This window comes from Gracilinema caldarium (genome assembly GCF_029265695.1).
GTDB classification, from domain to species: domain Bacteria; phylum Spirochaetota; class Spirochaetia; order Treponematales; family Breznakiellaceae; genus Gracilinema; species Gracilinema caldarium_A.
Map to the genome: position 1 here is coordinate 36,297 of NZ_JAJUHW010000019.1, position 14,928 is coordinate 51,224.

Below are 14,928 nucleotides of genomic sequence, written 5' to 3' on the forward strand. Positions count from 1 at the left end.
TAAGACTTACCGGGTTCTCAGCTTGGGATGCAGAATCCTGTCCATAGCAAACCCTAGGAACGCAAAGGTCATGCCCATAATGGCGATAGCCAGTCCTGGCGGTATGACCCACCACCAAAGGCCATTCAATATGGCATTCCCCAGCATCGCGTCATGGAGAATCTGTCCCCAGGTAACAATGGAAGCATCTCCCAAGCCGAGAAGGGAGACAGAAGACTCGTACACAATAGCACTCGGTACCGAAAGAGCCATGGATGCAAAGGAATAGGGGATCAGGAGGGGCGCCATATGATTAAAAATAATGCGCCGGTGTCCCGCTCCCAGAGCCCGGGCGGCTTCGATATAAGTTTCTTCTTTTATCTGGAAGGCCATGGACCGGACTGTCATGACCGAACCGGGCCAGAAAAAGATAACCATGACACCGATGAGGAACCAGATGCTGGGCTTGAACACCGCAGACACTACGATAAGAACCGGAAGGAGCGGAATGGACACAAAAATCTGGTAGATGAACTGCATGATGGTGTCTACAATACCGCCAAAATAGGCCGACATAATGCCGTAAAAGACCCCAATAAGAACAGAAACGGCGGATGTAAAAAGTCCGATAAAGAGGGCCCATTTAAGGCCCGCCACAAGGCCTGAGAAAATATCCCGTTTCATGTTATCGGTGCCAAGGAGCCCCGAAACAGAGCCGGTTACTACGAGGCGGGTATCATCCATGGAAAATTGTTCACGATTCAGTACCTGGGCCTTGATTGTGAAGCGGTAATCTCCTTTCAGAGATTCAAAGGACGCAGCCATACCTTCCCGGGCCTTGTTAAAGAGGATTTCTGTGCTGCGGATGCTGCCCGAGGAGATACGGGACAAGTTCGCCTGAGCTTCGTGGAGCTTGAGGAACGCAAAAAGGCTGTCCTTACTGTCATTGTTTACCGAGAACCGCACAGGGGTAGGAGAGTCGTATTCAACATACCTCTGGGATATCTGGAGGGTAGTCCCATCGGGGCGCTGGACTTCCACCGTCAAGGGTACGGAGCCTGCGAGGGTGCTGTGCACTATAATATCCAGAGGAGCCTTGTCGGCCTTAAAGTGATATACAAAACTCTCTGTAACAAAGGTTTCGCCTTCTGCGTTGGTAAGTTCCTGTCTCGTTCCCCGTTCTAGATTGGCGGTTCTGGCAGCCTTTTTCGCAGCAAAGAGATTAGTCCAAACCGGCGGCGCATTGATAGGATTGTCCTGCCAGTAGGTGATATCCCGCCAGCGGGTATTTGCTTCTTTGAATGGAAGCAAGGGATTTTCGAAAATAGTAACGAGTAAAAAGAGAATGAGGAGGGCAAGCCCTACAAGTCCGGAACCTTCCCGACGAAACTCGGCCCAGAAATCCCGGAACCAGAAGCCCAAATCTTTTAGTTTCATGCTTTGCCTCCAACTTTGATGCGGGGATCCAGGAATCCGTATGTCAGGTCCAAAATGACAAGGCCTGCCTGATAGAGGCCAATGGTGATGGCCAGGTCTCCCATGAGAACCGGGATGTCATTTTGTTGCACCGCGATCCAGTAGAGGTTTCCGAGGCCAGGCCAGGAGAATATACCTTCGAAAATAATGGATCCTGAAATAGAGCCCAAGAGGGATAAGAGAGACATGGTTATAAGGGGCGGGGCTGCGGTTCTTAGGGTGTGCCCAAAGAGCACGCTGTTTTCTGGAATACCCCGCGCCCGGGCGGCCATAATGTAATCTTCCTGGAGTATACCGAGCACAATGTTGCGGACTACGAAAGCTAGCCCCCAAAAACCGATGAGTACCAGGGTTAGCAGGGGCAGGGCGGTATGCCACAGCATATCAAGTATATACATAAACCCTTCAGGGGGCGGAACCGAATGAACCCCGCTGGAAGGGAATAATTTCACCACATAGACAAAAAACATGATAAGGATCATGGCAAGCCACCAGGTCGGCATGCCGTACACAATCATGGTAACGAGGCTTGTTGTTTTGTCGAGACTTCCGCCAGGCTTTTGAGCTTTTTTAAGGCCAAGGAAAATGCCAATAAGAATCTCAAAGACCGCCGCTACGGTAAACAATATGAGCGACCGAGGAATAGCTTCTGCAATGATTGTTAACACATCCCGTTCACCACGAGATGACTTAATAATAGTAGATTTCCCAAAATTAAAGGTGATCGTATCGATAGCGCGATAGAAAATCCGTTCCCAGATGGGCCGATCCAGTTTGTATTTTTTTATAAGTAATTCCCGCCGTTCGTTTTGGAATTTTTGCAAGGCAGGTGCGGTAAAGTTTTTGAGCCGCATCGATTCAAGACGGACCTGTTCTTCTATCTGGGACCGCATAGTGGTCTCTACGACGGAGTTGAACAGGGCTGACATAATAAAAATTAAGAGCGCATACATGAAAAGTCCCTTTAGTATGCGCTTGGTGGCAAACCACTTGTACATAAAAACCTCTTTGAGCGTGCCGTGTATTGGTTATAAACAGAAAAAGCCAGGGCTCAAAATATCAGTTTTTTTACCCTGGCTCAAGTCCTTGTAATTGTGGGGATGTCCCATAAGTTTAGGACATCCCCATTAATAAAAGTGTTATGGCAGTAGTACCAAAGAGGTCGGAACCACCGAGGGAGCTTCGGTGCTGAAGGCAGACTGGATAACCAGGGTATAACTACCCTCTTTGAGAGCGCCGAGGTCCTTGGCGGGAATGACAGCCTGGAAGGCTCCATCCTTAACATGTTTGGCCGTATACACCTTTTCGGTGCCGTCTGCCAAAACAAGGGTAGCGGTTACCTTGGCCTTACTGTCTGCAGCGGTAGCGATGTCAGCCGGATACTGGACAGCGGAGACCGCCACATCAACGGTGACATCCTTGGCTTTGGATGCGGTGGCGGGCACCTTTACTTCATCAATCCGGGTAAGGGTGGTCTTGAGCTTGCTGGGCCAGTAGTCAGCCTTGTAGGGATAGCTGTCCCGGAAGGCAGAGAGTTCTACATAGTTCGCGTTGTAGTCCACCTTGCTGATGAAGAAGGGACCGTTAGAAATATAGGCGTTTCCGTAGGTATCAATAAATTTAATAGCCGCATTGTACCGGGCAACCGCTTCTTCGGGTTTTACCCATTGCTTAATGCTGTCGGGCACATATTTAGCTTCCACAAATTCCTGGAGCTTCGCCTTGATATCTGCGACGCAGGTAGGATTGATCACATCCACTTCGGTAAAGGCCGGATCGGAGCTGAAGGAATAGACCGTGCCACTCTTGGAACCGTCTATAACCAGTTTTGCCAGAGCTTCGGTAATTTCCCAAGATACAAGGGTCTGCCGTCCAGGGTTACCAGCTTTGGGACTCGGTACTCCGTTGGCGGCAACACGGGCAGCGTCCATAGGCCAGTTAAAGTCGTAGAAATTAGTAAAGGAACCATCCTTGTTGACTACTCCTCCTTTACTGATGGGAAGGAATGCTTGGTACTGGGCTGCATAGGCTTCATCATAATACCGGTCGTCTTCGCTGTCCTTGTTAGCCCATTCATAGGTAAAGGCTGAAGCATACATCAGGTCCGCGATAGTAACGGGCTGTCCAGAATGCCATTTGCCATATATGTAGGTGCTTGTTGCTTGCGAGTAGGAAGTAATGTTGTCGTTCTTTACATAGTCATACTTGCCATCCCCAACATCCTTGTATTCTACACCGGATTCCCATTGTTTTGTCTTGGAATTATAAATCATTGCTTCCTTTGGAACAACAATCTTTCCAACCGGTTTACCCTCAGGACCAACCTCTACTTTGGTAGCTACTTTTTTCTCATCCCACTTTGCCCGTAGCGGAGTGTCTGCTGCGTCGTTCGGAGCTTCGAAAGTAGAAGGATCAGTACAGGCTTCGATAATGGCTGCACTATAGACATCACTAAATCCATCTACGCCAACAGGGTCCCAAGCGCTCATAAAGAGTCCGCCACGGGCGGAATACTGAGTGATGCGGAGGACTTTTTCACCCTTATCATTGGCTTTTACATCGGCAGAGCGGACCGACCAGTTGTTAAGACCGTCTCCGAGTCCATAGAGCATGCGGCTGTTAAAGCGGTCCTTATTAGCGACATAGTATTGCATCTGGCTCACGAGGTAGATACGGACTGCGTCTTCAAGGCCTAGTTTAGTCGCCTTAAGATTGTCGGTCCAGTATTCATCGCTGGTCAGGAACCAGCCGTTGTAACTCTTCTGGGCAAGCCGGTCAATTTCATCGTTTTTATAGTTCCAGAAGCCTTCGGTTGCACCACCAGGCATATAGCCGTAATAGGGAGCATACATCTGGGAAATAGTAACATCCCACCAGCGGCGGGTAGCGCCAGCGCCCCAGCCTTCGGTATACATGGTCCATTCATAGTCTGCAGGGTCGCCGCCGTATACAAGTTGGCCTGCTTTGGAACGGTCATAGAGGAGCCGCTCTACCTTAAAGCCTGCTTTTTCGAGCTGATCGGCGATATAGTTACCCGCTGGGAGTCGACCGGTTGGATCATCAACACGGATTACAAAACGAATAGTAACGGGTTTCCCTTCGTAGGTCCAAAACTGGCCGGACTTAACAAGCTTGCCTTTGTTTTCGGGGAGAGCCGCTGCGGCTTCCATTGCTTTGGTAATGTCCTCCATTGCTTTTTTCTCGTTGCCCTGGGCGGTCATGCCGAGATTGGCTGCAACCAGATTGTATTTATAAGTACCAGGCTGACCGGGCGTCATGGGGGTCATCATGGGTTCCCCTGTACCCTGGAGGACTTCATCGACCAATTTTTTCCGGTCGATAAGCCAGTTCAACGCATAGCGAACTTCCCGGATAGCCAAGGGGTTGAACACCTTTTTGCCGTCCTTAGTGGTATGTACATAGGGCGCAGCATTGGGAATGGGGTTGGTAAGGAGTGACCAGGATCCTGAAGGCACCGCATAGACGTCTAGTTTGGCAAGATCTGCCTGGTCAATTCCTTTGTATGTGCTGCCGTTAAGTCCGGTAAAGAAAACGTCGGTTTTCCCTTCTGCCGTATCCTTAATAGCCACGGTTTGATCCATAACAACATTGTAGATGACCTTATCTACAATGGGGCCCATTTCTTTGCTGCCACCGGCGGTTCCGGCGCCGCCGCCTGAACAGGCTGCGAGCACTACCGCTGCAGCGCCAAGGGCTGCGAACAACCTTTTCTTCATGTTTTCCTCCTGTAAAGCTTCAGATTCTCTCGAATATTCATCAAGATAAATCTGTTAATCTATTTTGTAACAATACTTTCAAAATGTAAAGAATAGACACAGAATTTTAATGGAAACAGGTCTTGGGAATCCTGACAAAAGTATTGTTTTATATCATACTGACAGTATGAACGAGCATTTTAGACGGTTTAATTCTGGACGGGCTAATTTCTTTCTGGTCGCCTTTATCGCCCTCGTACTGGCCGGGGCGGTGCTCAAAATTACCGCATCGGTGGTGCTTCCTTTTATTGTCGCAGTGCTTCTCGCCTTTGTTCTGGATCCTATTGTACGGCTTCTTGAAAAACTTAAGATTCCTCGGGTGCTTGCCATTATTCTCGTTATCGCAGGCATTGGTGGCGGCCTCTATCTTGCGGGGCTTATCCTGTTCAGTTCCGGAAAAACCATTCTTTCCCGGTACCCTCGGTATGAAAAGCGGTTTCTGGAAATTTACAGCTGGATTGCGGGGCTTTTTGGGCTGCCCTATGACGAACACCGGACCTTTGTAGAAAACCTATGGGGACAGCTTGGCTTCCGCAATAGCATACGGGATTATACCCTCTCTATAACAAATGGGTTTATAGAGTTTTTAAAGAGCCTCGTAATGGTGCTGCTTTTTATGGTATTTCTGCTTCTTGAGTCTTCCCATTTAGAAGAAAAGATTGCCCTGGCGTTTGAAAATCGATTTTCTGGCAAAATTAGGAGCATCGTAGATGCTATTGTAGATCAGGTCAGCCGCTATCTCACCATTAAGTTTTTTGTTTCCCTTGCAACAGGTATTTTCGTTGCCCTGGGGCTCGCCCTTCTTAAGGTTGATTTTTGGCTTATCTGGGGCATTATTTCCTTTATACTTAATTTTATTCCCACTATCGGGAGCCTCGCTGCCGGAGCAGGGGTTACCCTCTTTGCCCTTCTTCAGTTCTGGCCCCATGGCTGGCCTGTGGTCGGGGCTTTCGCAGTTATGCTCCTGGTGAACTTTGTCATAGGCAATATTCTTGAGCCCCAGATACAGGGGGAGAATTTGGGTCTTTCTCCCTTTGTTGTTCTGGTATCACTTCTTGCCTGGGGCTGGCTCTGGGGCTTTACGGGCCTCGTAATTGCGGTCCCCATGACTGTGATTATCAAGATTATCTGCGAACATGTGCCTATCCTTGAGCCCGTTGCGGTGCTTATTGGGTCCTACAAGGATATGCAAAAATATAAAAAAAATAAGGAATTGTTATTGTCCGATCAAAATTCTCAATCAAATGAAGAACGCTAGCTTGAAAACATTAGTTGATTATTATTGTAAAAGAAAAATCATTTTTATTAATAGTAATACTTGTGTTTTTTATTTTAATTTAAATAAGGAAATTGAATGTTCTTTTAATTCTATTTTAAAATTAGGTGTTCAAAATATATCTTTGTGTGAACGGGATCAATTAAAAATATCTTCTATAAAAAATGATGAGGCACGAAACGTATTTATTCTACAGCGTTTGCTTTTATATGAAGTTTTATCAATATATGGACAAATTCATTATAAACAAAAACAACCTTATCTCCCTGATATCCAAGTAGATAAAAATGGTAAACTATATTTTAAAAATGATTCGATATCATTTAACATCTCACACTCCGGAGAGCAATATATCATTGCAGTCGGATCAAATACTTCGCAAATTGGAGTCGATATAGATACTATTTCTAAAATTCGGGATCCTGTCAGATATTCATCAATTTTATTTAAAGATCTCATAATTAAAGATCCTCTTGTTCTATTAAATACTTGGACTATATTCGAAGCTTATTCAAAATCAACAGGAATGCCTTTAACAAAATTATTTAAAAGTGATTTTTCATCCTTTGCTGCAGATCTTGCTTCGAATAATAAAAATAATTTTTATAATAATTATAAGTTTTTTTCTTTTGAATGTTCACATAATGTAATCGCCACAATATGTGAAAAGATTCTCAGATAGTTTAATTAGTTTTAATTCAATTAAAAATATTTAGTATAGATATATCAATGATATTCAATATTAAAGATTCAATATGACAATATGACATATTTTTATAAAATGTTGTTGACAAATATATTTTTGTATGCCTATAATTTTTTTCAATAAATCTATTTGTTTAAAATGTGAGGAAAAAAGTGATAGATTCATGGTTTGTAAGTTCAAATGATTCTGTTAAATTAATAAAGATTTAATAACCAGCACATTGAATCTTATTAATTATTTTTTTTAATTCGAATTGTAATTTTCCTCAAAAGATAAATTAAGCATACGTTTTATTGGTATGGTTATTTAATTAAGAGTAGTAATAGGTTTTAGGTTTATAAAGTTACTCTAAGGAGGTTTAAATGAACCCAGTTGTTTCTGGTGGTAGCAGGGGTATAGGAAAAGCAATTGTAGAAGAATTAGTAAACGAGGGATATCATGTTACGTTTACATATAATTCACGCGAACAGGAAGCGCAAGATTTAGTATTACAACTTGGTGCAGATAAAGTACGAGCTGTAAAATGTTCAATTACAGATTTAAATGATATTGAAATGTTATACGGGTGTGTTTGTGAAAATAACGAAACAATAGATTTAATTGTTAATAATGCGGGGATAACGAAAGATAATTATTTTGCTCTTATGGGAATTGATGCATTTGAGACTGTAATTGATACAAATCTTTTAGGGGCTGCACGTGTTACACACCGGTTTATAAAAAAAATGATAGCACAGAAATTTGGAACAATTATTAATATATCATCAATCGGCGGTATAATGGGCCCTGAAGGACAAACCAATTATGCAGCAAGTAAAGCGGGCTTAATAGCAATGACTAAGTCTCTTGCGAGAGAAATGGGTAAATATAATGTGCGGGTGCTTGGTGTTGCTCCAGGGTTTGTAAAAACAGATATGTATGCAAAAATTCCAAATCAAATGAAGGTGAAGCAATTAGAGGCTGTTGCTTTAAAAAGACCTGCAGAACCAAAAGAAATTGCTTCTGTTGTCGCTTTTTTAGCCAGTCCAAAAGCATCATATATTACCGGTACAACTATAGTAGTTGATGGAGGTTTGTCTTGATTAGCGCTGAAGATAATACTGAAGAAATAAGCAAGATGACTTTTTCTGCAATTCAAATACAACAAATGCTGCCTCATAAGTTTCCGTTTCTTCTCATTGATGAAGCTTATGATGTTATTCCTGGAATATCAGGTTGTGGGAAAAAATACTACACGCTTAATGAATGGTTTTTTCAAGGGCATTTCCCAGGGGAACCAATTGTTCCTGGTGTTTTATTGATTGAGTCACTCGCACAGTTGACCGCAATTATTTATCTCTCTGAAGCACTAAAAGAAATAAAATCTTTAAATCAAAATAATATTGATTTGAATAATTTGTCATCGAGAGTAGGGTATTTAGTGAAATCTAATGTTAAGTTTATGAGTCCTGTTCGTCCAGGAACAGTTCTCGAAATGTCAGCAAAAATAATCAGAAAAATGGGTAATTTATCAATGGTAAGCGTTAAAGGTAAGAATGGTCGTACGGTTGTTGTTGAGGGAGAGCTTTCTGTTTCAGAGAAAGAGGGTTTTTAATTTTTGTCTTATAAGATTTTTTAAAATCTTTATATATTTAGGAGGATATAAGCTATGATTGATACAAATGAAAACCTTAAGACATTAAATGATGCTAAAGAGTATAATAACAGACGACAAGAAATATTGGATAGAGTAAAAAATGTGCTTATTCATCGGCTCAATCTAGAGATTACGGCAGATAAAATTGATGATGATTCTCCATTATTTGGAATGGGGCTTGGTCTTGATTCAATAGATTCGCTAGAACTTGTTGTTGGAGTAGAAGAAGAATTTGGAGTCAGTGTTCCATCTGATAATCTTGAAGTTTTTCTTTCTATTAATACATTAACTGATTTTATTTTAAAAACGGTTGAACGTTTGCCTGTTGTGGAATTTGATACTGCCCCTGAAAAATTGCAAACATACCCATGGCTTAAACCGTATAAGGCTTTGCGTGAAGGATGCCTTATGTATAAAGCTGATTCAGTTATACTTGAAATGCCTGAGCAAGAAGGGGGGCTGGAGTTTATTAGCTGGCTTGTTGCTGGTAATGATATAATCCTTGAACCTCATCGTGCAATGCATGCACTATTGTTAGACAACGAAAGTCGAATTATAGATTTAATTTATATCTTGATGTTTGATGATAAATATTGGCTGCTTCCTACTCCAAATAACCCAAAGAGTATAAAATGGATATTTGAAAAGGCATTAGAAAAAAACATTGAAATGAATGATGTGTCCGGTTCATACCAACAAGTAGTTTGTGAAGGTCCTTACTCATGGAAAGTGGTCAAGCCTCTTGCTGGATTTGAAGTAACAGGACTCTCATATCTCCGTTTTATGTTTGCAGAATGGGAAGAAAATCAAATATTAATTTTGCGTGCTGGTAAAACAAATGAATATGGTTTCCGTATGTTCGTTTCTTCTGATAAAGCGTTATCCCTTTGTGATTTCTTAAAAAGAAATACCGAAAATATATTATTTTATGATGAAAATAATAAATCAATTCTTGAATCTTGTCTCGAAACAGCATCACGTGAAGTACGATTTCCAATTATAGATATAACTGTTAAGTTTGGCTCATCTCCGGTGCCAAACGAAATACGATGGATGGTGGATACAAGAAAAAAAGATTTTATTGGAAAAGATTTTGTTTTAAAAGATTTTACAGATGCATCTACAAAAATTCTAGCTGTTGTCGCGGATACAACTGAACATTAAAATGAACAAGATTTGTTTGAATCGGATGTGTTTATTGGTCAAGATAAAATTGGAAAAGTAATTATTTCGTCATATTCTCCTAAGCTTGATAGATGGTTTGGCTATGTTGAGTTAAGTAAGGAATATGGATATGCAGGAAATCCATATTACATAATTGATGGGAAAGATGGAAAAAAAGTGAAAATAATTACTATGTCTACACCTCTTTTCCTCACTACAAGCGCTCTGGTTCAGATGGAGTAGAAAATGAAAACTTGTGATATTGTTGGACTTGGTGTTATTTCTGTTGCCGGACTTAATCTTAAAGAAAATTGGGAAGTTCTATGTAAAGGTGAAAGCTGTATTCGTGAAATACGTGAAATCAATACAAATGATCTTCAAACTAGAAATGCAGGTCAAATATATCTAAGCGATGATGAATTGAGAGCTCTTGTTAATGATCGTATAGGAAAGCTTAAAAGCGACAAAAGATTACCTGCAGAACGAGCCGAATTGTTATTGCTTCTTGCTTTTGAAGAGGCTCGAATTGATGCCGGTATTTCAGTATATGAACTGCAAACCAAGCGAGTTGGTCTTTTTGTAGGTACTTCTCTTTCTGGTTTTACAAGGCTGGAAAAAGAGTATCAATTATTTTATGAAAGAAATCGCCATATACGGCCTAGTTCTTTTTTAACTTATCCGTTACATGTATGTATAGATCGCCTGGCTTATGAATATTCGATATCTGGTCCGCGCTATTTATTTTCTACTGCTTGCTCTGCTTCATTGCATCCTTTTGTAATTGCAAAAGAATTGTTAGAACATAATAAAATAGATATTGCTATTATAGGTGGTACTGATCCATTAAGTATGATGTCACTTGCTGGGTTCAGTTCCTTGAAATCGCTCGCAGAGGAAAAATGTTCCCCATACAGCAATAAAGAATTAGGAATTAGTATAGGAGAAGGTGCTGGTGTTGTAATTATTAAATCTGAAGTAGATCAGCCAAAATATGCGAGCATATTAAATGTTGCTGGTACATCAGATGCCTATCATCCTACTGCATCAAATCCGACTGGTGAGACAATCCGGATTTGTATTCAAAAGGCAATGGATTTATTTGACCATTCTGAAAAAGATTTCTATGTTATGTCTCATGGGACTGGTACTGCTCATAATGATTTAGTAGAAACAAGATCAATAAAACAAGTTGAAGCTTTAAAAAAATCATGGATATCTGCTGCTAAATCAGTTATTGGACATACTCTTGGCGCTTCAGGTGCAATTGAGTTGGTTTATCTGACACAAGCATTAAGAGAACAAAAAGCATTACCTATTGCAAATTTTACAGAACCTCGCCCAGGGTGTGATCTCAATTATGTTAAAAATGATGTTATTCCTGTAAATAATGCAATAGGAATAAAAAATGCATTTGCTTTTGGTGGAAACAATGTTTCTATTGCAATCGGAGCGCAAAAAATAGCAAAAAAAATTATAAACCATTCTAATGTCTCTTCTAAAGTTGTTATTACAGGCATTGGGATTGTAAGCCCTATGAATGTCTTTGAAAATGAACAAATTATCGAAAAGTTTTTTGAAGGTAAAACATATATAAAAGAGATACCTCCTGTAAGAGGATTTAACAGACCTGTTAATGTATCGAGTGCTGCGCTTATTGAAGAATCGCTTCTAGAAAATCTTTGTAATACACTGAGAATTAAAAATACTAGAAAAATGGATAGAATTTCTCAGCTTGCTTGTGCAGCCAGTGCACTCGCATTAAAGGATTCGGGATTAAAAGTTACTACCGCTAATGCTGTTGATATTGGTTTAATTTCAGCAACTGGTACAGGTGCTTTAGCTTCAGTTAGTGAATTTTATATTAATATGCTTGAAAAGGGCGTTAAATTTGCAGATGCAAACATTTTTCCAAATACAGTGGTAAATGCTCATCTAGGATATGTTTCAATTGAACATAAAATTAAAGGGTATACAACTGTTATAGCTCAAGGAAGTTCAAGCCCCTATGCTTCTTTAAATATTGCAAAATATCTTCTTGAAAAAGGTGTCTGCAAAGCTGTGCTTGTGGGCTCTGTCAGTGAATACTCAGAAACATATCATAGAGCTTTAATCGATATTGGTTATGTTAAGGATACTAAATCTTTAGATTCATATTCAAATGAATTAAATGGAAATGTATTAGGAGAAGGATCAGTTTTCTTCACGCTTGAACGTGAAGATTATGCTGTAGAAAGAGGCGCTCCTATTAAAGCATATTTAGAAAAAGTTGTTTTAGATTCAGAGCCCTCATTTCCTTCAACATATCAAATGGATAGGAATCCTTTAAAAAAAGTCTTGTATGAATTTAAAAGTCAAGGATTTTTACCTTCTTATATTGCAGGTGAAGGTAATGGTTTGGAAATAGAAAATAAATTAGAAACTGAAGCATTCAAAGAATATTATGAAGATGTTTCAAAAACAAGTGCTAGCCCATATTTTGGAATGGCTAGCGGTGTTGTTCCTTTCTATAATTTAGCATTATTTTGTTTGCTTTCAAAACATAATATTGTTCCTGGAGTACCTCATAACAAAGAAAGTAATTCTGGAAGAATTCTGTATGGTTTAGTGAAACAAGAAAGTCTTAAAAGTATACTTGTAGGTACCGTTTCAGCCGGTGGTTCAGCAGGAGCATTGTTTGCAAAGAAGGCTAAAACATGAAATGGGTTGTTATTCCAATAGAGCCAAGATTTTATGAAATAGATAGCTATCAAATTGTTAATAATATGTTTTATTTATCATGGTTTGAAATGGGTCGTTTCGCTGTTGCTGAGAAGGCTGGCTTGATATGTGATAGATTCCATGATGAAGGTTTATCTTTTGTCGTCAAACATATAGATATAGAATATAAAAAATCGGTTTTATTTCGTGATAAAATAAAATGCGAAACCATTATTTCATTATGGACTGCAGCAAAACTGGTATTTAATCATCGCATAAGAAATGCCATTAACAATGAAATACATTCAGAGGGTCATAGTGAAGTAATACTTTTAAAGAAATCGAAAATGCAATTAAATATGCCGGTTTGGGTAGAAGAATGCATTAATAAATATCTTAATGATTATCAAGAAGGGCTACCAATATGAAAAAAAATTTTGTTGCCAAACGTTTGCCGGTAACGTTTGGATTTGTTGTTTTGTTATGTTTTTTATATGTATTTTTTATCTATGAACATAATAAAACTATCAGTATAAAAAATTCAGAGCTATCGGTTCTTGCACATTTTGAGCAAAACTGGATTAAGTGGATAAAGGATGAAAGAAATAAAAAAGGAAATACTCGGTTTCCTGAAGTTCCCTTAGATAATAAGGGGACTCCTCTTTTATTCCCAGATTCTTTGGTTGCATGTGCATTTGGAGTCGAAATTTCCAGTCTATCTGAAAAAATTAGTAATGCAGAATTGGCTTTGTTAAATATTTATTTATTTTTTATTCCGTTAATGAGTTTAGAATCAGAACCATTTCCAACTGCACATGTTGTTTGGGAGGATTTGCCTTATAATATTAAAAAGCTTGAATCATCGCTCCCATCTGCTTTAATTTATAATTATATTTCTGCAAGTATAGCATGGAATTTATTAAAAATAAAAAATCGTATTATTCCTTCTTCATCTGTGCTGTTATGGATGAGAAAGCAAGCAACAGTCCTTCTTGGAGATGGTTATCGAAGAGAAGGTTTAGCTTTGCTTAAATTACTTGCTCCGTATTTATCAGAGAAAGATCCTGAGTTTGATGCATGGATGGGATCCGCTATTATTATGCAAGCTTTAGATGCTGTGACAGGTATGGAGAAAATACAGGTTGTTGAACAGGGAATGCAAATATTAGATAAAGCAGTTTTGAAGGCAGATAAAAATATTAGTTGTTTTTATATTCGAATCAATACGTATCTATCATTGCCTGAATTTTACCAAGCTCAGCACGAACAAGCTCTTAAAGATCTGGATTTATTAGTCAGTGCTTTTGAGAATAATAATAAATTAACATATACGAATGCAGAATTAACTCAAGAACAAACAGAAGTAGATTTAGAATATCTTATTGAAATTGTTGAGTGGGCACAAAAAAATAAAAACATATCTTCTAATTTCCAAAGATCATTAAAAAAAATGGCTGATCGTATTAATGCCGTTAAAACTAAGAAAGGAAACAGTTTATGATATTGACGATTGCAGCTTTTATCCTTCCATTTGCTTTAATAATATTTGCAGACCTTGAGATTTATATTGCTACATGTGCTTTTATTTATGGAATATTGATATGTTATAGATACGCTAGAAACGAGTATTCAATACTGGATATTTTATTATTCTTGACATACTTAACACTAACGTTATTACAATTTAATATTGGTTTAGATCGTTTTATACCTTATACTGGAACTATAATATATGGGATACTCGCAATAGTTTTTTTCTTTGCATCGTTAGGTTTGCCTCTTACAAGCGCTTCTAAAAATACATGGCAGCCAGAAATTATATTTGAACGTAGAATAACAAATCTATTGCTTGCAATAATGAATATTACAGCTTTCATATTATCCATTGTACTATTTCCATCATTATTATATATAATAATACCTCTTTTTATAACAGTAATTAGTATTCCAACAGCTATTTATTTTTTGCCATTTTTAATAGATTTTTTTGTGAAGATTCATGCATCTTTCTTTATGTCTTCGGAAGAAATTAAAAAATTAAAGAAGATATTTGGAAATATTAGAGGTCTTCGTTGGGTATCAGATAGCTTATATGCCAAGGAAGTATTGAGTGAATATGAAAGAGAGATGTTTTTTTCGGTATTGGAAAAAGGTTATTATAATATCTATCAAAAATCTCAAAATAAAACTAAAGGAACTTATTCTGATTTTATTCAAG

13 protein-coding genes are annotated in these 14,928 nt (G+C 39.1%); 10 read left to right on the forward strand and 3 right to left on the reverse strand.

Going from position 1 to position 14,928, the window contains the following annotated elements:
• Nucleotides 1-6: 6 nt before the first annotated feature.
• The 3 genes from Q7P68_RS07845 to Q7P68_RS07855 form a co-directional block, all read right to left on the reverse strand.
• Nucleotides 7-1,416 (reverse strand): ABC transporter permease, encoded by a 1,410-nt coding sequence (locus tag Q7P68_RS07845; RefSeq protein ID WP_304224586.1) that lies wholly within the window; start codon nucleotides 1,414-1,416, stop codon nucleotides 7-9.
• Nucleotides 1,413-2,453: an ABC transporter permease gene (locus Q7P68_RS07850; protein WP_304224588.1), complete on the reverse strand. Its 1,041-nt coding sequence runs from the start codon at nucleotides 2,451-2,453 to the stop codon at nucleotides 1,413-1,415. Before Q7P68_RS07850 ends, Q7P68_RS07845 begins: the two co-directional genes overlap by 4 nt.
• A gap of 141 nt (nucleotides 2,454-2,594) precedes the next feature.
• Nucleotides 2,595-5,192 (reverse strand): ABC transporter substrate-binding protein, encoded by a 2,598-nt coding sequence (locus tag Q7P68_RS07855; protein WP_304224590.1) that lies wholly within the window; start codon nucleotides 5,190-5,192, stop codon nucleotides 2,595-2,597.
• Between the two features lie 166 nt (nucleotides 5,193-5,358).
• Between Q7P68_RS07855 and Q7P68_RS07860 the strand changes: the two genes are divergently transcribed.
• The 10 genes from Q7P68_RS07860 to Q7P68_RS07905 all read left to right on the forward strand — a co-directional run.
• Nucleotides 5,359-6,489 carry an AI-2E family transporter gene (locus Q7P68_RS07860; RefSeq protein ID WP_304224591.1) on the forward strand — a complete coding sequence of 377 codons (1,131 nt, stop codon included), beginning with the start codon at nucleotides 5,359-5,361 and terminating at the stop codon, nucleotides 6,487-6,489.
• Nucleotides 6,476-7,189 carry a 4'-phosphopantetheinyl transferase family protein gene (locus tag Q7P68_RS07865; RefSeq protein WP_304224593.1) on the forward strand — a complete coding sequence of 238 codons (714 nt, stop codon included), beginning with the start codon at nucleotides 6,476-6,478 and terminating at the stop codon, nucleotides 7,187-7,189. The genes Q7P68_RS07860 and Q7P68_RS07865 overlap by 14 nt, the downstream gene beginning before the upstream one ends.
• 386 nt (nucleotides 7,190-7,575) lie before the next feature.
• Nucleotides 7,576-8,295: a 3-oxoacyl-ACP reductase FabG gene (gene fabG / locus Q7P68_RS07870; RefSeq protein ID WP_304224595.1), complete on the forward strand. Its 720-nt coding sequence runs from the start codon at nucleotides 7,576-7,578 to the stop codon at nucleotides 8,293-8,295.
• Nucleotides 8,292-8,807: a 3-hydroxyacyl-ACP dehydratase FabZ family protein gene (locus tag Q7P68_RS07875; protein WP_304224597.1), complete on the forward strand. Its 516-nt coding sequence runs from the start codon at nucleotides 8,292-8,294 to the stop codon at nucleotides 8,805-8,807. Before fabG ends, Q7P68_RS07875 begins: the two co-directional genes overlap by 4 nt.
• Before the next feature lie 54 nt (nucleotides 8,808-8,861).
• Entirely contained in the window at nucleotides 8,862-10,013 is a 1,152-nt protein-coding gene (locus Q7P68_RS07880; protein WP_304224598.1) for a phosphopantetheine-binding protein, read from the forward strand.
• Between the two features lie 12 nt (nucleotides 10,014-10,025).
• Complete coding sequence (locus tag Q7P68_RS07885) at nucleotides 10,026-10,256, forward strand: hypothetical protein (protein WP_304224599.1); 231 nt, start codon at nucleotides 10,026-10,028, stop codon at nucleotides 10,254-10,256.
• Nucleotides 10,257-10,259: 3 nt separating this feature from the next.
• Nucleotides 10,260-12,710, forward strand: coding sequence for a beta-ketoacyl synthase N-terminal-like domain-containing protein (locus Q7P68_RS07890; protein ID WP_304224600.1), 2,451 nt, complete (start codon nucleotides 10,260-10,262; stop codon nucleotides 12,708-12,710).
• Nucleotides 12,707-13,138 carry an acyl-CoA thioesterase gene (locus tag Q7P68_RS07895; RefSeq protein WP_304224601.1) on the forward strand — a complete coding sequence of 144 codons (432 nt, stop codon included), beginning with the start codon at nucleotides 12,707-12,709 and terminating at the stop codon, nucleotides 13,136-13,138. Before Q7P68_RS07890 ends, Q7P68_RS07895 begins: the two co-directional genes overlap by 4 nt.
• Entirely contained in the window at nucleotides 13,135-14,211 is a 1,077-nt protein-coding gene (locus Q7P68_RS07900) for a hypothetical protein (protein WP_304224602.1), read from the forward strand. Before Q7P68_RS07895 ends, Q7P68_RS07900 begins: the two co-directional genes overlap by 4 nt.
• The coding region (locus tag Q7P68_RS07905; RefSeq protein WP_304224603.1) for a hypothetical protein at nucleotides 14,208-14,928 on the forward strand (721 nt) is incomplete at its 3' end. The genes Q7P68_RS07900 and Q7P68_RS07905, both read left to right, overlap by 4 nt.